This is a genomic window from Streptomyces sp. CB02058 (genome assembly GCF_001905505.1).
Taxonomy (GTDB): Bacteria; Actinomycetota; Actinomycetes; order Streptomycetales; family Streptomycetaceae; genus Streptomyces.
In genome coordinates this window covers 1,031,878-1,056,621 of the sequence record NZ_LIPG01000002.1, presented here as the reverse complement: position 1 = coordinate 1,056,621, position 24,744 = coordinate 1,031,878, and the positions used below count along the sequence as shown (strand labels likewise).

At 70.7% G+C, this 24,744-nt stretch carries 23 protein-coding genes and 1 riboswitch; of the genes, 5 read left to right on the top strand and 18 right to left on the bottom strand.

The window, feature by feature from the left end; genetic code table 11:
• Positions 1-63: 63 nt before the first annotated feature.
• From AMK10_RS11990 to AMK10_RS11970, 5 genes are all read right to left on the bottom strand, one after another.
• Positions 64-1,005 carry an ROK family glucokinase gene (locus AMK10_RS11990; protein WP_073747655.1) on the bottom strand — a complete coding sequence of 314 codons (942 nt, stop codon included), beginning with the start codon at positions 1,003-1,005 and terminating at the stop codon, positions 64-66.
• Positions 1,006-1,080: 75 nt separating this feature from the next.
• Positions 1,081-1,572, bottom strand: a complete 492-nt coding sequence (locus AMK10_RS11985) for a DUF5304 domain-containing protein (RefSeq protein WP_073747654.1) — start codon at positions 1,570-1,572, stop codon at positions 1,081-1,083.
• 80 nt (positions 1,573-1,652) lie between these two features.
• Complete coding sequence (locus AMK10_RS11980) at positions 1,653-2,834, bottom strand: ArsA family ATPase (protein ID WP_073747653.1); 1,182 nt, start codon at positions 2,832-2,834, stop codon at positions 1,653-1,655.
• 4 nt (positions 2,835-2,838) lie between these two features.
• Positions 2,839-3,288 carry an SRPBCC family protein gene (locus AMK10_RS11975; protein ID WP_073747652.1) on the bottom strand — a complete coding sequence of 150 codons (450 nt, stop codon included), beginning with the start codon at positions 3,286-3,288 and terminating at the stop codon, positions 2,839-2,841.
• A 120-nt stretch (positions 3,289-3,408) separates the two neighbouring features.
• Positions 3,409-4,218 carry a metallophosphoesterase family protein gene (locus AMK10_RS11970; RefSeq protein ID WP_073747651.1) on the bottom strand — a complete coding sequence of 270 codons (810 nt, stop codon included), beginning with the start codon at positions 4,216-4,218 and terminating at the stop codon, positions 3,409-3,411.
• 280 nt (positions 4,219-4,498) lie between these two features.
• On the opposite strand from AMK10_RS11970, the gene AMK10_RS11965 reads away from it, so the two are divergent.
• Entirely contained in the window at positions 4,499-6,295 is a 1,797-nt protein-coding gene (locus AMK10_RS11965) for an AMP-dependent synthetase/ligase (protein WP_073747650.1), read from the top strand.
• A gap of 73 nt (positions 6,296-6,368) precedes the next feature.
• On the opposite strand, the gene AMK10_RS11960 is transcribed toward AMK10_RS11965, so the two are convergent.
• On the bottom strand, positions 6,369-7,511 hold the full coding sequence (locus tag AMK10_RS11960) for a glycosyltransferase family 4 protein (protein WP_073747649.1): 1,143 nt from the start codon (positions 7,509-7,511) through the stop codon (positions 6,369-6,371).
• 77 nt (positions 7,512-7,588) lie between these two features.
• On the opposite strand from AMK10_RS11960, the gene AMK10_RS11955 reads away from it, so the two are divergent.
• Complete coding sequence (locus tag AMK10_RS11955) at positions 7,589-8,857, top strand: glycosyltransferase family 87 protein (protein ID WP_073748040.1); 1,269 nt, start codon at positions 7,589-7,591, stop codon at positions 8,855-8,857.
• On the opposite strand, the gene AMK10_RS11950 is transcribed toward AMK10_RS11955, so the two are convergent.
• The 5 genes from AMK10_RS11950 to AMK10_RS11930 all read right to left on the bottom strand — a co-directional run bounded on the left by AMK10_RS11950 (position 8,814) and on the right by AMK10_RS11930 (position 14,313).
• On the bottom strand, positions 8,814-10,067 hold the full coding sequence (locus AMK10_RS11950; protein ID WP_198959679.1) for a hypothetical protein: 1,254 nt from the start codon (positions 10,065-10,067) through the stop codon (positions 8,814-8,816). The genes AMK10_RS11955 and AMK10_RS11950 overlap by 44 nt on opposite strands.
• 16 nt (positions 10,068-10,083) lie before the next feature.
• A complete protein-coding gene (locus AMK10_RS11945) occupies positions 10,084-11,109 on the bottom strand; it encodes a C40 family peptidase (protein ID WP_073747647.1) in 1,026 nt (341 codons plus the stop codon).
• Between the two features lie 238 nt (positions 11,110-11,347).
• Positions 11,348-12,373: a C40 family peptidase gene (locus tag AMK10_RS11940; protein ID WP_073748039.1), complete on the bottom strand. Its 1,026-nt coding sequence runs from the start codon at positions 12,371-12,373 to the stop codon at positions 11,348-11,350.
• Positions 12,374-12,670: 297 nt separating this feature from the next.
• A complete protein-coding gene (locus AMK10_RS11935; protein WP_073748038.1) occupies positions 12,671-14,032 on the bottom strand; it encodes an NYN domain-containing protein in 1,362 nt (453 codons plus the stop codon).
• A 38-nt stretch (positions 14,033-14,070) separates the two neighbouring features.
• Complete coding sequence (locus AMK10_RS11930) at positions 14,071-14,313, bottom strand: hypothetical protein (protein ID WP_014156692.1); 243 nt, start codon at positions 14,311-14,313, stop codon at positions 14,071-14,073.
• 152 nt (positions 14,314-14,465) lie between these two features.
• On the opposite strand from AMK10_RS11930, the gene AMK10_RS11925 reads away from it, so the two are divergent.
• Both AMK10_RS11925 and AMK10_RS11920 read left to right on the top strand, forming a co-directional pair.
• Entirely contained in the window at positions 14,466-15,239 is a 774-nt protein-coding gene (locus AMK10_RS11925; RefSeq protein ID WP_073747646.1) for a rhomboid family intramembrane serine protease, read from the top strand.
• Positions 15,236-15,517: an Lrp/AsnC family transcriptional regulator gene (locus tag AMK10_RS11920; protein ID WP_003969641.1), complete on the top strand. Its 282-nt coding sequence runs from the start codon at positions 15,236-15,238 to the stop codon at positions 15,515-15,517. The genes AMK10_RS11925 and AMK10_RS11920 overlap by 4 nt, the downstream gene beginning before the upstream one ends.
• A gap of 82 nt (positions 15,518-15,599) precedes the next feature.
• Here AMK10_RS11920 and AMK10_RS11915 read toward each other — a convergent pair whose 3' ends face one another.
• From AMK10_RS11915 to ctaE, 6 genes are all read right to left on the bottom strand, one after another.
• Positions 15,600-17,015 carry an aminotransferase class V-fold PLP-dependent enzyme gene (locus AMK10_RS11915; protein WP_073747645.1) on the bottom strand — a complete coding sequence of 472 codons (1,416 nt, stop codon included), beginning with the start codon at positions 17,013-17,015 and terminating at the stop codon, positions 15,600-15,602.
• 180 nt (positions 17,016-17,195) lie between these two features.
• A riboswitch (SAM riboswitch) is annotated at positions 17,196-17,313 on the bottom strand.
• Positions 17,314-17,400: 87 nt separating this feature from the next.
• Positions 17,401-18,465 (bottom strand): anthranilate phosphoribosyltransferase, encoded by a 1,065-nt coding sequence (gene trpD / locus AMK10_RS11910; RefSeq protein WP_073747644.1) that lies wholly within the window; start codon positions 18,463-18,465, stop codon positions 17,401-17,403.
• Between the two features lie 124 nt (positions 18,466-18,589).
• Complete coding sequence (qcrB, locus tag AMK10_RS11905; protein ID WP_073747643.1) at positions 18,590-20,221, bottom strand: cytochrome bc1 complex cytochrome b subunit; 1,632 nt, start codon at positions 20,219-20,221, stop codon at positions 18,590-18,592.
• Positions 20,218-21,270: a cytochrome bc1 complex Rieske iron-sulfur subunit gene (qcrA, locus tag AMK10_RS11900; RefSeq protein WP_073747642.1), complete on the bottom strand. Its 1,053-nt coding sequence runs from the start codon at positions 21,268-21,270 to the stop codon at positions 20,218-20,220. Before qcrA ends, qcrB begins: the two co-directional genes overlap by 4 nt.
• A complete protein-coding gene (gene qcrC / locus AMK10_RS11895; RefSeq protein WP_073747641.1) occupies positions 21,267-22,076 on the bottom strand; it encodes a cytochrome bc1 complex diheme cytochrome c subunit in 810 nt (269 codons plus the stop codon). The genes qcrA and qcrC overlap by 4 nt, the downstream gene beginning before the upstream one ends.
• A gap of 55 nt (positions 22,077-22,131) precedes the next feature.
• Entirely contained in the window at positions 22,132-22,752 is a 621-nt protein-coding gene (gene ctaE / locus AMK10_RS11890) for an aa3-type cytochrome oxidase subunit III (RefSeq protein ID WP_014045480.1), read from the bottom strand.
• 187 nt (positions 22,753-22,939) lie between these two features.
• Between ctaE and AMK10_RS11885 the strand changes: the two genes are divergently transcribed.
• On the top strand, positions 22,940-23,341 hold the full coding sequence (locus tag AMK10_RS11885; protein WP_073747640.1) for a hypothetical protein: 402 nt from the start codon (positions 22,940-22,942) through the stop codon (positions 23,339-23,341).
• Positions 23,342-23,412: 71 nt separating this feature from the next.
• Here the strand turns inward: AMK10_RS11885 and AMK10_RS11880 are convergent, their stop codons facing one another.
• On the bottom strand, positions 23,413-24,669 hold the full coding sequence (locus AMK10_RS11880; protein WP_073747639.1) for a L,D-transpeptidase: 1,257 nt from the start codon (positions 24,667-24,669) through the stop codon (positions 23,413-23,415).
• Between the last annotated feature and the right edge of the window lie 75 nt (positions 24,670-24,744).

The following is a 24,744-nucleotide window of genomic DNA, read 5'->3' as shown; positions in this document are numbered from 1 at the left end:
ACGACGGACGCCCGCCGCTCCCCGGAGGGCGCGACGGGCGTCGGACATGCCGTGGTGGAGAGGTCAGCCCTGGCGCGCCAGGTCCGCCGCGCCCACGAGACCGGCCTTGCCACCCAGCTGGGCGGCGAGGACCTGGGCGTGCGGCCGCCATTCTCCGCCGATCAGCCAGCGCCGGAACGACTTGCGGATCGGGTCGAGGACGAGCTCGCCCTCGTCCGACACGCCGCCGCCGACGATGAAGGCGGACGGGTCGAAGAGCGAGGCGAGGTCGGCCAGTCCGGCTCCGGCCCAGCGGGCCAGCTCACGGAACGAGTCGACGGCCACCGGGCAGCCCTGCCGGGCGGCCTCGCTGATGTGCTTGCCCTCGATGCCCTCCACGGAGCCGTCGCCGAGTCCCAGCAGGATCGTGGCGTTCTCCGGGGTGGCGTTGGCGCGCTGCTTCGCGTACCTCACGAGCGCACGCCCGGAGGCGTACTGCTCCCAGCAGCCCTGGCTGCCGCAGCCGCAGAGCAGTCCGTCCGGGACGACGCGGATATGACCGAATTCCGCCGCCACACCGAAGCGTCCCCGGCGCAGCTTGTTGCCGATGATGATGCCGCCGCCCAGGCCGGTGCCGAGCGTGATGCAGATGACGTCGTCGTGGCCCTGGCCGGCACCGAAGCGGTATTCGCCCCAGGCCGCGGCGTTGGCGTCGTTCTCGACGACGACGGGAAGGCCGACGCGCTGCTCGACCTTGTCCTTGAGCGGCTCGTGGCGCCAGTTGATGTTCGGTGCGAACAGCACGGTGGCGCGCTTGTCGTCGACATATCCGGCCGCGCCGATGCCGACCGCCTCGACGTCGTGTCCCTCGCTCGCTCCGGCCACGGCAGCGCTGATCGCGTCCACGATGCCTTCGGCCGTCGGCGGGGTCGATACCTTGAACGTCGAGAGGATCCGGCCCTCTTCGTCGACCACTCCAGCCGCGATCTTCGTGCCGCCGATATCGACGCCGATGGTGAGTCCCATGAATCCCTCAGTTTCGGTCGAGCCCCGCTACGGCCAACCGTACCCGAGCCGGGGACGGGTATTTCCTGTCCCGGGTCAGTCCAGGTCGATGTGTTCGCTGCCGCCGGTGCCCTCGTCGCGCGGGTCCGAGGGGTCCTCGGCCGCCTTCTTCGTGGAACCGGGGGTGCTTCCCGTGCCGCCCGCGGTACCTCCGGCGCCTTCGGTGCCCCTGGTCCAGCGGCCTTCCTGGCCCTCGACGGCGGAGCGGTAGGCGGCCAGGAGCTCGTTCCCGGCGGCGGCGAGATGGTCGAAGAGTTCGGGGTTGCGCTCGATGACGGGCTCGACCGCCGACTTGGCCTGACGGATCACCTGCTGCACGGTGCCCTGGGCGGCCATGCCGAGCAGCGGCGACTGGAGCGAGGAGACCTTGTCCGCCACCGCGTCGATCAGCTTGCGCAGCTCCTCGGCGGCGGAACCGGGCTGTTGTCCGTACTCCGCCCGCCGGCGGGCCTTCTCCGCTTCGAGATCCTCGGCGCAGGCCTCCGCCCACGCGTCGTCGTCGACGGGACGATCGGTGGCTTCACTCATGGCGGACTCCTGCGGCGCGGTTGTCTGCGTGGCCGTGGGGGCCACGTACTACCGACGTTACCCGAACGGTGGTACCCCGTTCATTGTGTCCGGGGCCAGAGCGCGGGATCAGGTGTGAACCGGACACGCAGGACGCCGTCGGTGAGCGCCGCGCCGGAGACGGTGCAGCGGCGCAGCGCCGATTCCAGGCGCAGGATCCGGTGGAACGGGCCTGCGGTGAGGAGCAGTTCGTCGCCGCGCCGGACGAGCCGGAGGTCCTCCTTGACGGCCCCGGGCAGCGGCAGGCACCAGGCGATCACACCGTCCCCCGCGTCCTCGGTCCACCAGGGGTCCTCGGCGCGGCCGGGCGTCCGGTCGTCGGGGGCGCGGCCCTCCGCGAGAAGTGCCAGGTCGTCGAGGGTGCGCGGCTCCCGGCCGAGGTGGGCGCTCTCGTGCACGGGGGTGCCGGGTGCCCACTCCTGGTGCCAGTGGTCCAGGCTCTTCTCCTGCCGGGCGGCGAGATCGGCGAACCAGGGGTCGGCGGAGTGGCGGGGCAGGATCCGGGAGGCCACGACGGCGTCGGTGCGCAGTCCGTGCAGGGCGAGCCCGGTGCGGGCCGCGCTCAGGGCCTCCTCACCGGCCGGTCCCGGCTCGGCGACCAGCCGCACGGTGGTCGCGCCGTCCTCGATCAGGGCCTCGACGGTGGCCAGTTCGGCGTCCTTGCGCGCGGCGGCCTCGTACAGCCACTGGGCGGGCATGGGGACCCCGGCCAGCTGGGCGAGGACCGGGCGCAGGGCGCGGGCGGCCTGGCGTTCCCTGGGCAGGAGGCGGCGCAGATAGCGGCGCAGCTGTCCCGGCAGTGCGAGCAGGGCGAGGGCCTCGGTCAGCGGGGGCAGGTCGACTACGAGGACCTCGTAGCCCTCGCGCGCCCAGTCCCCGTCGGCCGCCCGGCGCAGGGTGTGCAGGAGGGCGAGCTGCGCGCTGCCCGGCAGTTCGGTGAGCTCCTCGCCGTCCAGCCGGTTGGCGCCGAGCAGGTCGAGCACCCCGGACGCCCGGTCCTGGAGCTCGATGAGTTCGGCGCGGAAGTGTGCGGCGGAGTCGACGCGGGCGTAGGAGAGCCGCTCGGTGACCTCCACGGGTCCCGGACCCGCGGGGAAGCCGGGTACGGCGTCGGCGGAGACCAGAAGTGTGCGCCGGCCGCCGCGGGCCGAGTCGAGCGCGGTCGCCGCGGCGACGGTGGTACGGCCTGCGCCGCCGGGGCCGGTGACGAGGACCGTACGCACGAGGTCAGGCCTTCGGGACGGACTCGACGCGCTTCTTCAGCCCGGCGAGGGCGCGGTCGATGATGACCTTTTCGGCCTTGCGCTTGATCATGCCGAGGAGCGGGATCTTGACGTCGACGGCGAGCCGGTAGGTGACCTCGGTGCGGTCGCCGTCGCCCAGCGGCGCCAGCGCGTAACTGCCGTCGAGCGCGCGCAGCATCTGGGACTTGACGAGGGTCCAGCCGACTTCGTACGGGCTGTTCCAGGTGTAGGCGAGGACGTGGTCGTCCTTGATCGCTCCGGCGTCCAGGACGAGGCGGACCTGCTCGGCGCGTCCCTGGTCGTCGGTGGCCAGGATCTCGGCCTCCTTCACCTCGCCCGTCCACTCCGGATAGCGGGCGAAGTCGGCGATCACTCCCATGACGTCGGCCGGTGCCGCCTCGATCGTGATGCTCGAGCTGGTGTGTTCAGCCATCGCCGTGGCCCTCCAGTGCGGTGTACCGGTCGCGTTCGGCAGAGGCCTGCCGTGTGCAGGCTATCGCGTGTCCACCGCCGCCCCGCCCGCGCCCCGGCCCCTGGCCGGTGGCCGTGTCGCTCACCACTCCAGGACCCAGGGCCGCCCTGTCGAGGCGAAGTGTCCGACGTTGACGCACTCGGTGACGCCTATGCGCATCCGGCGGACCAACGGCTGGTGGACATGGCCGAAAATCGCGTAGCGGGGACGGGTGCGGCGGATGGCGTCCAGGAGCGCGCGGCTGCCGCGCTCGAAGCGCCGGGCGACGGTGTCGTAGGTCAGTTCCGGGACCTCCGGCGGGATGTGCGAGCAGAGGACGTCCACCGGTCCGAGCGCCTCGACCTTGGCCGCGTACTCCTCGTCACTGATCTCGTACGGGGTGTTCATCGGCGTCCTGAGGCCGCCTCCGACGAAACCGAAGACCCGGCCGCCGATCTCCGCACGCTCTCCGTCCAGCACGGTCGTACCGGCATGGGCGTACTCGGGCCAGAGCGCGGGCACGTCGACGTTGCCGTAGGTGGCGTAGGTAGGGGTGGGCATGGCGGCGAACATCTCGGCGTACTGCTTGCGTACGGCGGACAGGATCGCGGCATTACGGTCCCGGCCCGCCCAGAGCTCACGTCCGAAGGCCCGCGCCTCCTCGAACCGCCGCGCGGTGCGCAGCTCGACGATGCGGTCCGCGTTCTCCTTGCCGAAGAGATCGGGGAAGATCCCGCGCGAATGGTCGGCGTAGTCGAGGAAGAGGACCAGGTCGCCCAGACAGATCAGCGCGTCCGCGCCGTCCCCGGCGCGCGCCAGCGCGTCCGTGTTGCCGTGCACGTCGCTGACGACGTGGACGCGTGTCCGTCGAGTGGTGATTGTGTGTGGATCGCGCGGTACGCCGGCTCGCATGCAGATCACCCTAGGTCGCCGGGCGGCGCTCTGGGTAGAGGCCGCCGGACCTGCGGTTACTTCCGGATCGGGACACGGGTGGACTAATGTGCGCCGAAGGACCGCCGATATGTGTGATGCATGAGACATCTGGCCGGAACCCCCTTTCGGGAACCGTCTACCGGTGGGTAACGTCCCGCCAGTCCAGTCGTGCTCACCCCACTGAGCATCTGCCAGTCTTGGACCTATCCGGTGCGTCGCACAGAGCCGTGGAACCGGAGCCCGATGAGGAGCAGCAGTCTTGCGCGAGTTCAGCCTTCCGGCCCTGTACGAGGTCCCTACGGACGGCAACCTGACGGATCTCATCCGCCGCAACGCCGCTCAGCATCCCGACGTCGCGGTGATGAGCCGGAAGGTGGCCGGCGTCTGGACCGACGTCACGGCGACCCAGTTCCTCGCTGAGGTCAGAGACACCGCCAGAGGCCTCATCGCCTCGGGCATCCAGCCCGGCGACCGGGTCGCGCTCATGTCCCGCACCCGTTTCGAGTGGGTCCTGCTGGACTTCGCCATCTGGAGCGCGGGCGCGGTCACCGTGCCGGTCTACGAGACCAGCTCCCCCGAGCAGGTCCAGTGGATACTCGGCGACTCGGGCGCCGTCGCGGTCGTCGTCGAGAGCGACACCCACGCGCGGTCCGTCGCCTCCGTGCGCGACCGGCTCCCCGCCCTCCAGCACGTCTGGGAGATCGAGCGGGGCGCGGTCGGCGAGCTGGTGGCGGCCGGTGCCGGAGTCTCCGACGAGACCCTGGACCTGCGCATGGTGAGCGCCAAGGCCGACGACCCGGCGACCATCGTCTACACCTCGGGCACCACCGGCCGCCCCAAGGGCTGTGTGCTGACGCACCGCAGCTTCTTCGCGGAGTGCGGCAACATCGTGGAACGGCTGAAGCCCCTCTTCCGTACCGGCGAGTGCTCCGTCCTGCTCTTCCTGCCCACCGCGCACGTCTTCGGACGGCTGGTCGAGGTCGCCTCCGTGATGGCCCCGATCAAGCTCGGCTGTGTGCCGGACATCAAGAACCTCACCGATGTGCTGGCCTCCTTCCGGCCGACGCTGATCCTCGGGGTGCCCCGGGTGTTCGAGAAGGTCTACAACTCGGCGCGCGCCAAGGCACAGGGCGACGGCAAGGGAAAGATCTTCGACCGTGCCGCCGACACGGCGATCGCCTACAGCCGCGCGCTCGGCACACCGCAGGGCCCCTCCGTGGGCCTGAAGGTCAAGCACAAGGTCTTCGACAAGCTGGTGTTCAGCAAGCTGCGGGCCGTGCTCGGCGGTCGCGGCGAGTACGCGATCTCCGGCGGCGCTCCGCTGGGCGAGCGGCTCGGCCACTTCTTCCGCGGCATCGGCTTCACGGTGCTGGAGGGCTACGGCCTCACCGAGAGCTGCGCCGCCACCGCCTTCAATCCGTGGGACCGGCAGAAGATCGGCACGGTCGGCCAGCCGCTGCCGGGTTCGGTGGTGCGGATCGCCGACGACGGCGAGGTGCTGCTGCACGGCGAGCACCTGTTCACCGGTTACTGGCAGAACGAGGCGGCGACGGCCGAGGCGCTCGCCGACGGCTGGTTCCACACGGGTGACATCGGCACGCTCGACGAGGACGGCTATCTCGCGATCACCGGCCGCAAGAAGGAGATCATCGTGACGGCGGGCGGCAAGAACGTCGCCCCCGCGGTGATCGAGGACCGGATCCGCGCGCACGCGCTGGTCGCCGAGTGCATGGTGGTCGGCGACGGGCGTCCGTTCGTCGGCGCGCTGCTCACCCTCGACGAGGAGTTCCTCTCCCGCTGGGCCGAGGAGAACGGCAAGCCCGCCGGGTCGACCGCGGTGTCGCTGCGCGAGGACCCCGACCTGCTGGCCGAGGTGCAGCGGGCCGTGGACGACGGCAACGCGGCGGTCTCCAAGGCGGAGTCGGTACGCAAGTTCCGCATCCTGGCCGCACAGTTCACCGAGGAGGCGGGCCACATCACCCCCTCGCTGAAGCTGAAGCGCAACGTCGTGGCGAAGGACTTCGCGGACGAGGTCGAGTCGATCTACCGCGGCTGAGCCCGGACACGCACGACGAGGGGCCCGCACCGGTCAGGGTGCGGGCCCCTCGTCGTGCGTGTGCCGCGTGCCCTCAGAGCAGCGTCCTGAGCTTCTCGGCGAGCAGGTCCCAGCGCCACTTCTCCTCGACCCACTCCCGGCCCCGCTCCCCCATGCGGCGGCGCAGCTCTGGGTCCTGGAGCAGGGTGGCGATCCGGTCGGCGGACTCCTCGGCGGAGCCGCCCCGCACCACCCATCCCGTCTCGCCGTCGAGCACGGCGTCGGGCGCTCCGCCGGAGTCGCCCGCGACGACGGGCAGCCCGGTCGCCGACGCCTCCAGGTAGACGATGCCGAGGCCCTCCACGTCGAGCCCGCCGCGCCGGGTGCGGCAGGGCATGGCGAAGACGTCGCCCGCGCCGTAGTGCGCGGGCAGCTCCTCCCAGGGCACCGGCCCGGTGAAGCGGACGGAGTCCTCGACGCCGGTCTCGGCGGCCAGCTTCTTCAGCTGTCCCGCGTAGGGGCCGCCGCCCACGATCAGCAGGACGGCGTCCGGCACCCGCGCCAGGACGGCCGGCATGGCGAGGATCAGGGTGTCCTGGCCCTTGCGCGGGACGAGCCGTGACACGCACACGATGACGGGCCGGCCGGCGAGTCCGAGCCTGGCCCTGATCCGGTCCCCGCCCGAGGCCGGGTGGAAGGTCTTCTCGTCGACGCCGGGCGGCAGCTGGACCATCCGGTCCGCGGCCTGAGGGGTGAGCGAGGCGGCGATCCTGGAGCGGGTGTACTCGCCGAGGTAGGTCAGGGTGTCGGTGCCCTCGCCGATGCGGCGCAGCAGCTGCCGGGACGCGGGCAGCTGGGCCCAGCCGGCCTCGTGGCCGTGCGTGGTGGCCACGATCCGGCGGGCCCCCGCCCTGCGCAGCGCGGGCCCCATCAGCCCGAGTGGTGCGGCGGCGCCGAACCACACCGAGGAGCATCCGTGCTCGCGCAGCAGCCGGACCGCCTGCCGGGTCACCCGGGGGGTCGGCAGCAGCATCGTCGTACGGTCGCGTACGACGGTGAAGGGCTGTTCCGCGTCGAAGGCGGCGGTGGCCTCCGCGCCCTCCGCACCGCGCTTCCAGGTCGACGCGTACACGACGAGCTGCTCGGGGTCCAGGCGCAGCGCCATGTTGTGCAGGAAGGCCTGGATGCCGCCGGGGCGGGGCGGGAAGTCGTTCGTCACGATCAGGGTCTTGTCCATCGCCGCCGACAGTACCGGGCGTCCCGACGGCCCTGCCTGACGGCTCCCGCACAGCCTTGGCCTGCATCATGGCCTGCATGACGGTCGGGACGAGCAGGGGTGGCCAGGGGGGCCGGGTTCTGTCCCTCGCCGTGTGGGGCCTGACCCGGGCGGTGCTGCTGCTCTGCGTCTTCAAGGTGTTCACGGTGCCGGGCCCGGACGTCACGAGCGATGTCTCGGTGATCTATCACGGCTGGTACGAGGTCTTCCGCTCCGGTTCGTATCCGCTGGACGACGTCACCTGGCAGTACCCGCCGGCCGCGGCGCTCGCGATGCTCTCCCCGGACCTGCTGCCGTTCCTGGAGTACGCCTCCGCCTTCTTCGTCCTGGTGCTGCTCTGCGACGCGCTGGTCCTGGGGCTGCTGCTGTACGCGGGCGGCCGCCCGGGCGCCCGGTACGCCGGCGCCTGGCTGTGGGTGGCGGGCGTGCCGCTGCTCGGGCCGACGGTCTACGCCCGGTACGACCTGATGGTGACGGCCGTCGCGGTGGCCGCGCTGCTCGCGGGCGTGCGGCACCCCAGGGTGATGGGGGCGCTGGCCGCCTTCGGCACGCTGCTGAAGGTGTGGCCGGTGCTGGTGCTGGTGGGCACGGCCCGCGGGCGGGCGACACGACGGTCCTGGCGGGCGGCGGCGGTGACGGCCGCCGTGCTGGTCCTGGGATCGGCGGTGGTGCTGCCGGGCGCGTTCGCGTTCCTGACGTTCCAGCGCGACCGGGGGCTGGAGATCGAGTCGCTGGGCGCGCTGGTCTTCCATGCGGCGCGGCAGTTCGGCTGGGAGGGCCGGGTGGAGCTGCGGTACGGCTCGATGGAGTTCGCCGGTCCGCATGTCGCGCTGGTGAGCACCCTGGCCCTGGCGCTGAGCGTGCTCGCGTTCGGCTGGCTGCTGGTGTGGCGGCTGCGGGCCCGTGCGTTCGCGGTCCACACCCCGGCGGACGCGGCGTTCACCGCGGTGCTGCTGTTCACGGTGACCAGCCGCGTCATCAGCCCCCAGTACATGGTGTGGCCGCTCGGCGTCGGCGCGGTGTGCCTGGTGTTCCGGGGCAGCCGGATGGCGCTGCCCGCGTGTCTGGTCCTGACGGCCACCGGGGTCACCCTGCTGGAGTTCCCGCTGGGCTTCGCGCACGTGGTGGCGAGCGACGCGGAGGGTGTGGTGCTCATGGCCGTACGCAACGGTCTGCTCGTCGCCGCGACACTGATCGCCGGGCTCCGGCTGTGGCGGGAGACCGTGCCGGGGACCCGGGGGGAGCCCGCCTCCCAGGAACCGGTCAGCCGAGCCGGTCGCGCAGATACTCCCGCCAGCGCACCGTGAAGTCCTGCGGTGTGATGCCCAGGACCGACTGCATGGCGTGCTCCACCGCCCCGTCCCGCTCGGAACGGCTCCCCACGGCCTTGTAGAAGGCGACCAGCGCCTCGTCGCCCCAGTCCCGCGCTATCAGCTCGCAGGCCAGCCAGCCGCTCTCGTACGCCCGCGAGAGCCCGTCCGCGTCGCCGCCGAAGCCGAAGTCCTCGTCGGCCGGCAGCTCCGCGGGCAGGTCGCCGTTGCGGACCGCCTCGGTGAGCTCCGGTGCGATCTCCTGGGCGGTACGGCTCTCCTGCCGGTAGGCGGCGAGGTCGGCGAAGCCCTCGGAGAGCCAGACCGGAGTGGCGGCCGACGTATGGGCCCGGGTCGCCACATGGGTGCTCTCGTGGGTGAGGACGACCCGCTGCCCGAAGTCGCCGAGCATGCCGTAGGCCTGCGGATTGACGATCACCCGGTCCGCGGGCGCCCTGCCGCCGCCTCCCACCTCGCCCGTGGTGACGGCGGCTATGCCCCGGTAGCTGGCCGTCGGGGAGTCGAGGAGCCCCGCCATGTCCTCCACGGTCTCGGGGACGAGCACCACCACCCGCTGCGTCCAGGGCTCGGGCCAGGCCTCGTCGACGGCCGGTACGGCGCCGTCGGCGGTGTCCGCGATCCTGCGCAGCTCCGCCGTCCGGCGGCCGACCCCGAGGACCAGGCTGTGCGTGCCGCGGACGACCTCGACGTCGCCCTGCTGCCAGAGCTGCGCCGGGCTGCCGTCGGCGGCCCGGTCGGCGGATACGTACCAGCTCCCGCCGTCGCCCCGGCGGACCAGCTCCACCGTGCGGGCCGAGGAGATGGGCTCCTCGTCGTATCCCTTGAAGCGGTAGCGCAGCTCGACCTGTGCGGTGACCCGGCCGGCCCCCTTGCCGCTCACGTCCTTCACCTCGTACGCCCATGACTCCAGCGGTACGTCGGCGAGGTTGCGCAGCTCGGTGCGCTGGGCCGCCCTGAAGGACGTGGCCCGGGGGTCGAGCGCGGCCAGGTAGGCAGCGGTGTCGTGCTCCATGACCGCGGTGGCACGGCGGTCCAGGGCGGCGCCGACCTCCTGGACGGTGAGGCCGGCCGCGGTGTCCCCGGGGGCGGCGCAGGCGGGCGCGAGCAGCAGGGCGGCGAGCACGGCACCCGCCGTGCGCCGTCCGCGGGTACGCTCCCGCCGCGCGTCCTGCGTCCGAACAGCCATCCAGCCGATCGTACGGTCAGACGCGGGTGACCGAGGAGACGGGCATCATGCCGACGGGGTCGTAGCGCACCGGTGCGCCGGGATACGGGGCGTGGATGACCTGCCCGTTGCCCGCGTACATCCCGATGTGGCTCGCGTCGGCGCGGTAGGCGACGAGGTCGCCGGGTCTGGCCTGCGAGAGCGGCACCATCCGGCCCGCGTACCGCTGTGCCTGCGAGGTCCTGGGCAGACCCACCCCGGCCCGGGCGTACGCCCACTGCATCAGCCCGGAGCAGTCGAACCCGTCGGGGCCGTTGGCGCCCCAGACGTACGGGCGGCCCAGCGCCTGCCGGGCCGCCATGAGGGCCGCCATGGCGCGTGCGGAGCCGGCCGCGTCCGCCGGGAACGCCTCCTGGGGGCGCCCGGAGCGCGAGGCGCGGCCGAGGGACTCCCGGTCGGCCGCGGGCAGGGAGCGCAGCAGCTGCCGCGCCCGGTCCAGCTTGGCCTCCACGGTGCGCTTGTGGCGTGCCACGGCCTCCCGGTCGCGCTCCATGGCCGCCAGGGCGGCAGCGGCCTCCGCGCGGCTCTGGGCGATCCTGCGCTGGGCCCGGTGGAGCTTGTGCAGGGTCAGCGCCCTGCGCTCGCCCGCGCGGTCCAGGGCCGCCGCCCGGTCCAGGTAGGTGTCGGGGTCCGAGGAGAGCAGCAGCGCGACCGAGGGGTCGATGCCGCCCGAGCGGTACTGCGCACCGGCCATCGAGCCGAGCACCGCCCGCATCTCGTTGATGTCCTCCTGCGTCCTGGCCGCCGAGTCCTGGGCCCTGGCGATCCGGCCGCGCAGCGCGCCGAGGTTCTCCCGGGCCGCGTTGTACAGCTCGGTGGCGCGCTCGGCCTCCCCGTACAGCCGGTCGACGGCGGCCCTGGCCGTCTCGTGGGTGTCCTCGGGCCGTGCGCTCGCCGGCGCGGTGCCGAGGGTGGCCGCCGCGGTGGCCGCGGCGGCGGACAGGACGGTGGCCCGGACGCCACGGTTGAGGCCGGGCCGGGTGGGGCGGCGATGCGAGACCACAGGAAGCCGCGCTCCCTTCCGCTGTACGCAGATGTGCGCAGCCCCTGCCGCCCGGGGCGGGCGGACCGACGACCGGGAGCTGCGCGGCAGCGCAGACAGTAACCGGACGACTACACCCTGACCAAGGACCACGCCGGGAGGGAAAGGGCGCACCATACAGCTCCGCCCCGCCGGTGACCTGTGGTCTCCGGCGGGGCGGGGCGTCAGTGAGGGGTGCCGCGATTCGCCCGTTCGGGCGTCAGACGCGGACGCCGAACTGGAAGGTGCCCATGTAGTCCATCGACTCGTAGCGGACCACGGCGCCGGGCTTCGGGGCGTGCAGGATCTGGTTGTTGCCCGCGTACAGGCCGACGTGCGAGGTGTTGTTGAAGAAGACCAGGTCGCCCGGCTTCAGGGCGCTGCGGCCGATCCGGACACCGTCATTGATCTGGGTGTACGTGGTGCGGGTGATCTGGACGCCGGCCTGGGCGTAGGCCCACTGGGTCAGACCCGAGCAGTCGTAGGCGTTGGGACCGGTGGCACCGGAGACGTACGCCTTGCCCTGCTGCGTGGAGGCGGCCTGGAGGGCGGCGGCGCCACGGGCGGACGCGGGGACCTCGTTGCCCAGCTCGACCCGGTCACCGGCGGCGCGGCTGGCGCGCTGCTCGTCCTCGGCCATCTTGGCGCGCTCGGCGGCGGTGAGGGTGTTCAGCAGCTTCTGGGCCTCGGCGAGCTTGCCCTGGTACTTCTTCTTGTTCTCGTTCAGCGTCTTGCGGACGTCGGCGAGGTCCGTGAGCTTGGCCTGCGCCTCCTTGCGCTGCTGCGCGAGGGTCCGCTGCTTCGCCTGGATCTTCTGCAGCGACTCGGCCTGCTTGGCCGTCAGCTGGTCCAGCGCGGAGGCCTGGTCGAGGAAGCTGTCCGGGTCCGAGGAGAGCAGCAGCTGGACCGACGGGTCGAGACCGCCGGAGCGGTACTGCGCGGTGGCGAGCGAACCGAGCTCGCCGCGCAGGGTGTTGAGCTCGTCCTGGCCGCGGGCGACCTTGTCCTGGAGCGCGTCCGCCTGCTTCTTGAGCTTGTCCTGCTGCTCCTTGGCCCCGTTCGCCTTCTCGGTGGCGGCCTCGGCCTCGTGGTAGAGCTTGTCGACCTTGGCCTTGACCTCGCTCTTGGTCGGCTTGGGGTCGGCCTGGGCGGCCTGGGAGGACAGGGCCACGGCCGCGGCGGCGGTCGCGGTGAGCACGGTCACGCGGGTGCGGCTCGGCTGCTTGGGACGACGGTGGGACGCCACGAAGGCGAGCTCCTTCTTCCTCGAGCCGCCTACCGGGCTGTGGGGGGACACGGGCGAATCCCCGGCTCCGTGCACGTCACGGACTCGGCGGTTCCTTCGCCGTCACCCCGGATGGGCGATCAACCGTGCGAAGGTTCGAGGCCTGACCATAGTGACCATCTTGTGATCAGTTCAAATCCTCACGAGCAAAATCTCGTCGCACCAGGCACTTCTTTACTTTCATCACACTGGGTGTAGCGATGAGTTGACGGTACGTTCCATAAATTCCGGCAAGTCACCCATGCCACACAAGTCGCCTCAGACGCGCGAAAGCCGCTTCAGGAGCAAGGCGGACGCGACCGGACGCGCCCCCGCCTTCGCGACGCCGTCGGCCACCTCGCGGTCGGTGGAGACCACGACGACGGGTCTGCCCGGCGGTTCCGCGCGCGCCAGTTGCCTGATCAGTTCGTCGGCGGTCACGCCCGCCTTGCTGAACAGCACGCGCACTCCGCGCGGCGGTGCGAGCAGGACCGGAACGGCCAGTTCGGCCCCGTCGAAGACACAGGTCATCTCGGCGCCGGTCTGGGCGGCGAGGACCGAGAGACCGCCCAGCAGGCGCAACCGCTGCTTCTCCAGCGGCATCTGCGGATAGCCGGTCTTGGTGACGTTGTAGCCGTCCACGATCAGATGCGCCTGCGGAAGGGCGAGCAGCTGGTCGAGCAGCGCCGGATCGGTCTCCGAAAGGGCCCTGGCCGCAATGTCCTTGGGCGACATCCGGCCGGGCTCCACCGCGTCGACGCTGTCCGCCGGGCGGATCGACGAGGGAGGCAGGGCAAGCTCGCGGCGGAGTCCCTGGGCCGCGTCGAGCACGGTGTCCAGGAGCAGCCGCAGCCGCATGTCCTCGACCGAGCGGCCCTCCCTGGCCGCACGGCGCCCCGCCTCGACGGAGGCCTCCGCCTCACCGAGGCGCGCCCTGAGCCTGCGGGTCTCGCTCTCGGCGGCGGAGACCTGTGCCGCGGCCTCGGCCCGCACCCCGTCGGTCTCGGCGCCGGCCTTGCGCAGGGCGGCCTCGCCCCGCTTGACCTCACTGAGGGCGCTGCGCAGCTTTCGGTGCAGCGAGTCGGCCTCCTTGCGGGACGCCTCCAGCTCCACGCGCAGCCGCTCGGTGTCGGCCCTGGTCTGGTCGCGGGCGTGGGCGAGTTCCTCGCGCAGCCGCTCCAGCTCGCGCCGGGTCTCCTCGTCGGCCCGTTCGGCGTGGGCCCGCTGGACCTCCTCGCCGGCCGCGGCCACCAGCTTGACCCAGCCGGACGGCCGCAGCACATAGGCCGCCGCGGCCACGTCGACGGGGTCCGCCGCGGCGGGCGGCGCCCCGGACTTCAGCGCGTCCGCCAGCTCCGGCTGGGTCTGCACGACCCGTTCGCCGATGCGCCGGCGGAACACCGGGTCGCTCTCCAGGGCCGCCGCCATCGCGTTGCCCGCGAACTTGGCCCGCCTGCTCGGGGTGAAGCGGGCGTACTGACGGAGCTGTGAGGGGAGTTCCCCGACGGTGAGGCCGCCGAAGGCGTCCGAGACCAGCGCCACCACCTTGCGGCGCACGCCCTCGGGCAGAGGACGGTCGAGCGACTCCGCGGTGCCGTCGGCCGAGTCGGCCGGTCCGGCGCCGCCTGTCGGCTGCTCCACCATCCATCAACCCCAATATGTCTGTCCGCGCGGCTCCGTCAGGAGTCGGCACCCGGCCTGTCGACCAGCTCGATCTGGTCCACCGCGTTGCACCAACGGCAGCGCACGGACTCGATGGTCTCACTGACCACCTCGCGCTCCTCGACACTCGACTCCCCGGCCAGGTCGAGATGGACGTACTCCACGACCTTGGAGGAGCGCGTCACGTCGAAACGGGTGAGGTTGCCACAGAGCGTGCAGCGCCAGCGAGTCCCGTCCGTCGGCTGGGGAACCGTCGTCATCGTTGCGTCCTCTTTCATCGTTCGTCGAGTCTTGTGCGTGCCCAGGTCTTCGATCTCGCGGTGCGCCGTCGAACTGCGGATGTCCTGCGCTAACCCTACGGCCTTGCGCATACCTGTCGGCACGGCGAGGCGGTCTGTCCCGTTCTCGGCTGGTGCGTCATGCTCTGTACGTGACCGATTGGCGGAAAGTCGACTGGCGGGAACGGGCCAGGGAGCTCGGTACCGCGGCCTCTGCGGGCGGCGCCCCCGTCACGTACGGACTCATCGCGCTCTGCTCCGCGGTGTTCCTGATGAGCCCGCTCTCCGGCTTCAACCCCGTCTACGGCAGCAGCGCCGACACGCTGCTCGCCGCGCAGGCCGGATACTTCGAGCGCTGGGGCGTCATCCCGAGCGAGCTCGCCGAGGGCTCCGCGCGGGCGCTGCTGACCCCGCTGACCGCACTGTTCGTCCACGGCAGCTGGCTGCACCTGCTCGGCAACATGCTGTTCCTCTACGTGTTCGGCGCGATGGCCGAGGAGCGCATGGGCCGGGCCGAGTTCACCTTCTTCTACCTCCTGTGCGGCTACTTCGCCCTGGTCGCCTACGCCGTGGTGCACGCGGATTCCGATCAGACGCTGGTCGGCGCGTCGGGGGCCATCTCGGCGGTGCTCGGCGCGTTCCTCTACCTCTTCCCCCGGGCCAGGGTCACCAGCCTCTTCCCGTTCCTGTTCTTCCTGCCCCTGCGCTTCCCCGCCTGGATCGTCCTCGTGTTCTGGTTCGTCCTGCAGTGGCTGGCGGCGCGGAGCGCGGGCAGCGGCCCGGGCGTGGCGTACCTCGCGCACGTGGCGGGCTTCGCGGCCGGGTTCCTCTACGCCTGGGTGCGTTTTCGGGGTGGTACTAGAGTGAAGTCTCCAGCCACGGCCACTGAGGGAGATAGCCAGCCGTGATCACCGCGATCGTTCTCATCAAAACCAGCGTGGACCGGATTCCCGAGATCGCGGAGGCCATCGCCGCGCTGGACAGCGTCAGCGAGGTCTTCTCGGTCACTGGTACGTACGACCTGATCGCCATGGTCCGGGTGGCCAGGCACGACGACCTGGCCGATGTCATCCCCGGCCGGATCAGCAAGATCCCGGGCGTCGAGGGCACCGACACCCACGTCGCCTTCCGCACGTACTCGCAGCACGACCTCGAGGCGGCCTTCGCCATCGGTCTCGACGCGTAGTACGCCGGACCTCGTACGGCATACGGCTCCGGCCGGGTGCGGGAGCCGTCTCCCGCACCCGGCCGGAGCCGTATCGCTGTCGTCAGACCTGGGCCGCGCCCCGGTCGGGGACGCAGCGGCCGTCCTCGGTGCGGTAGGTCCAGCGGGCGCCCGTGGCCACCAGCTCGCGGACCGCGCCGAGGAAGCGCTCGATGTGCTCGTCCGGCGTACCGGCGCCGAAGCTCACCCGGATGGCGTTGAGGGACCTCTCCCCCGGTGCGGCCTCGGGCGCGCCGCACTCGCCCGGCTCCTGCGGCTCGCTGCCGAGCAGGGTCCGCACCAGCGGGTGGGCGCAGAAGAGGCCGTCGCGCACCCCGATGCCGTACTCGGCGGAGAGGGCGGCGGCGAAGTGCGAGCTGTTCCAGCCCTCGACCACGAAGGAGATGACGCCGACCCGGGGGGCGTCGTCGCCGAACAGCGAGAGCACCTTGACCTCGGGGACGTCCGCGAGGCCCTCACGGACCCGGGTGACCAGCTGCTGCTCCCGGGCGACCAGGCGGTCGAAGCCGGCCTCGGTCAGGGCCTTGCAGGCGGCGGCGATGGAGTAGACGCCGATGACGTTGGGCGAGCCGGCCTCGTGACGGGCCGCGTTGGTGTGCCACTCGACGTCCACACCGCCGTCGGCGCGCCGGGCGACCTTGCGGGAGGCGCCGCCGCCCGCGAGGTAGGGCTCGGCGTCCCTCAGCCAGTCCGTACGGCCCGCGAGGACGCCCGAGCCGAAGGGCGCGTACAGCTTGTGCCCGGAGAAGGCGACCCAGTCGACGTCCAGCTCCGCGATGTCCACCGGGTGGTGGGGCGCCAGCTGCGCGGCGTCGAGCACGATCCGCGCCCCGTGGGCGTGGGCGACGGCGGCGAGTTCCTTCACCGGCCACAGCTCACCGGTGACGTTGGACGCGCCGGTGACGCAGACCAGCGCGGGGCGTGAGGGGCCTCCCCTGCTCGAACCCAGCTGAGAGCTCGGGGAAGGGTCGCGGTCGGCCAGCGCGCGCTCCAGCGTGGCAACGGCCTCACCCGGGGTGCGCGGGGCGTCGAGGTAGCTCACCCGGGCGTCGCGCCAGGGAAGCAGCGAGGCGTGGTGCTCCGTCTCGAACACGAACACCTGGCAGTCCGCGGGCAGCGCGGCGGCCAGCAGGTTGAGGGAGTCGGTCGTCGAACGGGTGAAGACCACCTGGTCGTCGGCACGGCAGCCGAGGAACTCCGCGACGGTCACCCGGCTGGCCTCGAAGAGGTCGGTGGAGAGCTGCGAGAGGTAGCCGGCGCCGCGGTGGACACTGCCGTAGTACGGGGCGTAGGCGGCCACGTCGTCCCACACCCGCTGGAGGGCCGGGGCGCTGGCCGCGTAGTCGAGGGCCGCGTAGGTAACATCTCCGCCGGTAACAAGCGGAACGGTGACATCGGCACCGAGAACCGGCAGAGGCGCACAAATGGACTGGTCGACGGCAGCGGTGGAGACAGACATGGCGAACTCCCGTAAGAGGCAGGCGAAATCCACACACCGGCGTCGGACAGGACGCTGCGGCGCGGGAAGGAAAGAAAGAAGGGTGCGCGGAGAAGGGCGTTGAGCCCTATCGCATTCGCTTGCTCACAAGAGGCTCCCTGGGACCAGGACCCCAAGGGGTGGCATCCAACGATGCCGAGGGGCCCGCGCTTGCCGCAGACCTCGCTGCCTGCGGCCTGGTCTTCACCCGGGGCACCCCGCCACGGACGGAGGGTTGCCGGACAGCGGGCCGGGGCCGTAGTCGCTGTCACTCATGACCTGCGCAGCATCTTGCCACAACGCCGCGCACACGCAAAGGGCGCAGTCCGCGATACGGACTGCGCCCTCGCTCACACCCGGTACGCCGTCAGGCGTTGCTGGCCGCCACCCAGCGCTCCAGCGCCTTCTTGGCCGCGCCCGAGTCGATCGACCCGGCGGCCAGGGCCATCTTGGCGGCGATCTGCTCGTTCAGCGTGCCCTCGGCCGGGTCGAGCGCGACCAGCGCGGCGGCGGAGTTGAGCAGCACCGCGTCGCGCACGGGGCCGGTCTCCCCGTCGAGCAGCCGGCGGGCCACATCCGCGTTGTACGAGGCGTCGGCGCCGCGCAGCGCCTCGACGGGCACCAGGTCCAGGCCGACGTCGCGCGGGTCGAACGCCTGCTCGCGCACGGTCCCGTCGCGGACGATCCAGACCCGGGAGGTCGCGGTGGTGGTCAGCTCGTCCAGGCCGTCGTCGCCGCGGAAGACGAGGGCGGAGTTGCCCCGGCCGGCCAGGACGCCCGCGACGATGGGTGCCATCTTCACGTCGGCGACCCCGATGGCCTGGGAGCGCACCTTGGCCGGGTTGGTGAGCGGGCCGAGGATGTTGAAGGTGGTCTGCGTGCCGAGCTCCTTGCGGGCCCGCGCGGCATGGCGCAGGGCCGGGTGGAACTTCACGGCGAAGCAGAAGGTGATGCCCGCCTCCTCGGCGACGGCCACGACCCGCTGCGGGGTCAGCTCCAGATTGACGCCCAGCTTCTCCAGCACGTCGGAGGCACCGCTCGCCGACGAGGAGGCGCGGTTGCCGTGCTTGACGACCTTCGCCCCCGTGCCCGCGACGACGATCGCCGACATGGTGGAGATGTTGACCGTCTTGGCCATGTCCCCGCCGGTCCCCACGATGTCGACCGTACGGCCGGGCACGTGGATGGTGTGGGCGTGCTCGTACATGGCGCGGACGAGTCCCGCGACCTCGTCCACGGTCTCGCCCTTGGCCCGCAGCGCGACGGCGAAGCCCGCGATCTGGACGTCCGTGGCGTCGCCGCTCATGATCCGGTCCATGGCCCACGCGGTGTCGTCCGCGCCCAGGTGCTCGCCGCGCAGCAGGGGGGTCAGCACGCCGGGCCAGGTACGGTCCGCCACGCTGTCGCCGCCGTCCGGGGTCACAACGTTCATGGTCCGCTCCTGGGGGTCCACAGCCGATACAAGGATGCCTCCCACCTTATCGATGCCCCGGGACAGCGAAGAGCCCCGTCCATCGGATGGACGGGGCTCCTGCTGTGGCGTTCAGCTGAGGTGATCAGTGGTGGCCGTGGCCGCTGGTGATCTCCTTGTACTCCTCAACAGTGGGCTTGGCGATCTGGTTGTCCTCGCCGTAGTAGCTCTGGCTGAGCCGTGCCCGCACCTTCTGCAGCGTGGAGGGCTTGCGCTCGACACCGTTCTCGTCGACCGTCGGGCCGATCTCGACCGGCTTGTACTGCTCGTGCGCGGTGAGCGTGTGCAGCTGCTCCGGACCGAGCGGCTCGTGGATCTCCACGAACTCACCGTGCGGCAGGCGCTTGATGGTGCCGGACTCGCGCCCGTGCAGCACCTTCTCCTTGTCGCGGCGCTGGAGACCGAGGCAGATGCGCCGGGTGGCGACGAACGCCAGGACCGGGCCGACGAAGAAGGCGATACGCACGAACCAGCTGATCGCGTTGAGCGACAGGTGGAAGTGGGTCGCCCAGATGTCGTTGCCGCCGCCGATGAGCATGACGAAGTAGATCGTCACCCAGGCGACACCGAGGCCCGTACGGGTCGGGGCGTTGCGCGGGCGGTCCAGGATGTGGTGCTCGCGCTTGTCCCCGGTGATCCAGGACTCGATGAACGGGTACAGCGCCAGTGCCGCCAGGACGACACCGAACAGGACCAGCGGGATGAGCACGCCCAGGACCAGCGTGTGGCCCCAGAGGTTGATCTCCCAGCCCGGCATCACACGGACGAAGCCTTCCGCGAAGCCCATGTACCAGTCCGGCTGGGCGCCCGTGGACACCTGGTCGGGCCGGTACGGGCCGAGCGCCCAGATCGGGTTGATCGTGGCGATCGCGGCGAGGATCGCGATGAAGCCGAAGACCAGGAAGAAGAAGCCTCCGGCCTTGGCCATGTAGACCGGCAGCAGCGGCATGCCGACGACGTTCTTGTTCGTACGTCCCGGACCCGCGAACTGCGTGTGCTTGTGGAAGAACACCAGGATGAGGTGGGCGACCACGAGCCCGAGCATGATGCCCGGCAGCAGCAGGATGTGGATCGAGTAGAACCTCGAGATGATCTCCGTCCCGGGGAACTCCCCGCCGAACAGGAACATCGAGATGTACGTACCGACGATCGGCATCGACAGGATCGCGCCCTGCGTGAACCGCACACCCGTACCGGAGAGCAGGTCGTCCGGGAGCGAGTAGCCGGTGAACCCGGTGAACATGCCGAGCACGAACAGCAGGAAGCCGAAGAGCCAGTTGATCTCACGCGGCTTGCGGTACGCACCGGTGAAGAACACCCGGAACATGTGCACGAACATGCCCGCGAGGAAGATGATCGCGGCCCAGTGGTGGATCTGGCGGACCAGGAGACCACCGCGGACGTCGAAGCTGATGTCCAGGGTCGACGCGTACGCCGCGGACATCCGGATGCCCTGCATCGGCTCGTACGAGCCGTGGTACACGACCTCGTTCATGCTCGGGTTGAAGAACAGCGTCAGATACACACCCGTGAGGATGATGATGATGAAGCTGTAGAGGCAGATCTCACCGAGCATGAAGGACCAGTGGTCCGGGAAGATCTTGCGCATGTTGGCCTTGGCCAGGCCGTAGATGCCCAGCCGGCCGTCCGCCCAGTCGGCGACCCGCTCACCGGCGGGCGCCTTGCGCTGGGTCTCTGTTTCCGTCGCAGTACTCATCCGCGCTCCCAGAAGGCAGGACCGACGGGCTCTTCGAAGTCACCGAGCGCCTCGAGGTTGCCCTCGCTGTTCACACCGATCCGCAGCTGCGGAAGGGCGTGACCGGCCGGACCGAAGATGACGCGGGCGCCGTCGGAGAGGTCGAAGGTGGACTGGTGGCACGGGCAGAGCACGTGATGCGTCTGCTGCTCGTACAGGCTGATCGGGCAGCCGACGTGGGTGCAGATCTTCGAGAAGGCCACGATTCCCTCGTGGGCCCACTCGCGCTCGCGCTTGTCCTTGATGTTGTCCGGCTCGATGCGGATGATCATCAGGGCGGCCTTGGCGATCTGCGTCTGGAAGTCGTGCGCGTCCTCCTCCAGGCCCTCGGGCATGGCGAAGGTCAGCGAACCGACGACGACGTCCTCGGGGCGCAGCGGCTCCATGGTGTTCATGTTGACGAGCTGCTTGCCCTTGGCCCACAGGGTGGACCGGAGCTTCTTCTCCGGCAGCGGACCGAGGTCGCGCAGCAGCACCACGCCGGAGAGCGGCACCAGGGCCAGCGCACCGAACATCGTGTTGCGGATCAGCTTGCGCCGCCCGATCGCGGACTCCGCGGCACCGGCCGCGAAGTCGGCCATGACCTTGGCCTTGACCTCGGGCTCGGCCGCGATGGCGTGCCGGTCGTCGGCGACCTCCACGTCCGACATCAGGGTGCGCGCCCAGTGGACGGCGCCCGCGCCGATGCAGAAGAGCGCGAGTCCCAGGGTCAGACCCAGGGAGAAGTTCAGCGCGCTCACATGCCCGAACGGCCAGATGTAGACGATCTTGTCGACCGGGAAGATGACGTAGGAGGCGATGAAGCCGACCGTCGCCAGCATGGACAGCGTGAACATGAACGCGACGGCTCGCTCGGAGCGCCTGGCGGCACGTTCGTCGATGTCCTGGATGCGCGGCTTGTGGGCCGGCAGCCCCGGGTTGGCGAACGGGTCGTCCGCGACCACTGCCGCGCCGTGCGCGGCGCCCTGCTCTACCGGCAGGTGCTCTTCTGGAATCTGTTGGCTACTCATGACTTCTTGGCCTTAGCGGTGTGGGCCGCGACCCAGACGGCGATGGCGATCAGGCCGCCCAGACCGAAGATCCAGCCGAAGAGACCTTCACTGACGGGGCCGAGGCCACCGAGCGAGAGGCCACCGGGGGTCTGGGACTCATCACCGTTGACGGTCTTGATGTACGCGATGATGTCTTTCTTCTCCTGCTCCGGCATGGTGCTGTCCGGGAAGGAGGGCATGCTCTGCGGGCCGGTCTGCATGGCCTCGTAGATGTGCTTCGGGCTCACGCCTTCGAGGCTCGGGGCGTACTTGCCGTTCGTCAGCGCGCCGCCCTCACCGGTGAAGTTGTGGCACTGCGCGCAGTTGGTACGGAACAGGTCACCGCCCTTGGCCACGTCGGCGCCCGAGGGGTCGACCTGGCTCTTGGTGGGCGTGATCGGACCGGCGCCCAGCGATGCGACGTACGCCGCGAGCTGGTCGATCTCGGCCTGGTTGTAGATGACCTTCTTCTTCGGTACCTGGGCGCCCGGCTGCTGGGCCGGCATGCGTCCGGTGCCGACCTGGAAGTCGACGGCGGCGGAGCCGACGCCCACGAGGGACGGCCCGTCGGTGGTGCCCTGACCGCCGGATCCGTGGCAGCTGGCACAGCCCACGGAGTAGAGCTTCTTGCCCTCGTCGATGGCGAGGGACTGGGCGGTTTCGTCGGCCTGCGCCTTACCCGCAGGCGCGAACGCGGCGTACAGCCCCCCGGTAGCCGCCAGCGCGAGGAGTAGTACGACGACGGCCGCCAGCGGATGGCGTCGTCGTGCGGAGAGCTTTTTCACGGATTACCCCGGTGTCAGGATCTTCTGCGTCGATGATGGGCGGGTGCGAGCCCGGTTACTTGATCATGTAGATCGTGGCGAACAGACCGATCCAGACGACATCGACGAAGTGCCAGTAGTAGGACACGACGATGGCCGCGGTGGCCTGCTCGTGGGTGAATCTCGAGGCCGCGTATGTCCTGCCCAGAACGAGCAGGAAGGCGATGAGACCGCCTGTCACATGCAGACCGTGGAAGCCGGTCGTCAGGTAGAACACCGAGCCGTACGGGTCGGAGGACAGGGAGAGACCCGCCTCCTTGACCAGCTCGGTGTACTCGAGGACCTGGCCTCCGATGAAGATCGCACCCATCACGAACGTGATGATGAACCAGGTGCGGAGCTTCTTCACATCGCCCCGCTCCGCGGCGAAAACGCCGAGCTGGCAGGTGAGAGAGGAAAGCACCAGGATCGTGGTGTTCGTCGCCGAGAACGGGAAGTTCAGATGGTGAGCCATCTCCTTCCAGTGATCGGGTCCCATCACCGATCGCAGGGTGAAGTACATCGCGAAGAGGGCCGCGAAGAACATCAGCTCGGAACTCAACCAGATGATGGTTCCGACGCTGGTGAGGTTCGGCCGATTGACCGACGGGTGCGCGTGCCCGGTTTCTACTGTCGTTGCTGTCGCCACGACCGACATTATGTCGGTCGCTTATCCCGCCCTCACTCCGGGGGGTGCCGTTCGGTGTGTCAGGGGCGTGTGTCCTCACCGAACGGCCCATCGAATCGCTGCCTTTACCGGTGCTGACAGGCTGTCCGCCGGAGTACGATCCGCCCATCGGTTCATGCCCCGAGAGCCCCGAAGACACAGACGTCACGGAGGAACAATGCAGCCGACCGCCACGGTCCTGGTCTACAGCGACGACGCCAACACCCGTGAGCAGGTGAGGCTGGCAGCCGGGCGCAGGCCTGCCGCGGACGTGCCGCCGGTGAAGTTCCTGGAGTGCGCCACACTGCCGGCCGTCCTGAGCGCGCTGGACCGGGGCGGTGTCGACGTCTGCGTGCTGGACGGCGAGACGGCTCCCGCGGGCGGTATGGGCGTCTGCAGGCAGATCAAGGACGAGATCTTCGACTGCCCGCCCGTGCTGCTGCTGATCGGGCGGCCCCAGGACGCCTGGCTGGCCACGTGGAGCCGTGCGGACGCCGCTGTGACGCATCCGGTCGACCCGGTCGACTTCTCGGACGCCCTGGCTTCTCTCCTCCGCCACAGGCTGTCCGTGGAGGCCTGAGGCCCCTGGGGCGAAGGGGCCCCGATCCCCTTCGCGGTGTCCTCGCGGGGCGCTGCGCACTCCGGGCCGGATCAGACCTGGGGGCGCAGCCGCGCCGTCTGGACGTCGGTGCCCGTGTCGGGCGTGCCGCCGCCGTGCAGGGCGCTGCCCTTCTGCCAGACGTCCCAGGCGAGGTTCCAGTCGCCGAAGCCGTTGTCGAACGGGGTCATCGTCTCGCCGTCGCTCCCGACGACCTTGACGATGTCCCCCTCCCGGACGGTCTCGAAGAACCACTGGGCGTCGGCGGTGCTCATGCCCGTGCAGCCGTGGCTGACGTTGGCGTTGCCCTGCGAGCCCGTGGACCAGGGCGCCGCGTGGACGTACTCGCCGCTCCAGGTGACGCGTGTGGCCCAGTAGACCGGCAGGTCGTAGGACTCGGAGGAGCCGGCCGCGATGCCGATGCTCTCACCGCGCATACGTACGAACTGCTCCTTGGCCAGCACGACCTTGACGCCGTTGCGCGTGTCGAAGCCGGGCTTGCCGGTGGTGACCGGAATGGTGTTGATCACTTCGCCGTTCCGCAGCACGGTCATCGAGTGGTCGGAGGCGTCCGTGATCGCTTCTATGCGGTCACCCGTCGTGATTTTCAGGGGCTTCGTCTCGGCGCCGTGGAGGCCGCCGGTGACCTTGATGCCCTTGAGGTTGCTGCGCACGTCGATGGTGGCGTCGGCCGGCCAGTACTCCTTGGGCCGGTAGTGCAGCGTCTTGGCGTCGACCCAGTACCAGGAGCCGGTGACGGCGGGGGTGGACCGGACCTGGAGCCCGCGCTCCACGGTGGCCCTGGCCGCCCGGCCGTTGACCGGAGCGCTGAGTTCCGCCGTGAGGGGCTGTCCGACGCCGTAGGTGCCCGCCTGCGGGCCAAGGGAGACGTTCAGGAACTTCTTGGCCGAGGCCGTGCCGAAGGCGTACGTACGGCTGCCGGGGGCCCCGTCGCCGTTCTCGGTGGAGATCTTGACGGTGTATCGGGTGCCGGCGGCGAGCGAGGTGGTGGAGTGCCAACGCTTCCCGTCGGCGTCGAGCTCGCCGGCCAGGTGCCGGCCCTCGGTGTCGACCGCCGTCACGTCCGTGATCTTGGCGTCGTCGTCCTTGACGGTGACTTCGAGGGGCTTGTCGGGGTCGGCCTTCTTGTTCTCGGCCGGACCGTTGAAGGAGATGAGGTCGGCCGCGTCGTAGGGCCTCAGCGACAGCGGATCACCATCGGGCTCGCCACAGGCGGTCGCACCTGCAACCAGGGTCACGACCAGCAGAGTGCAGCTCACTACGGTGCGGATGCTCGGCGTGTGGTTCATGAACCCACGCTAAGAAGATTCATCCGATCCAGCTCGTTCAATGACTGCAAACGGGGGCCCGGTCCGCTCATTGCT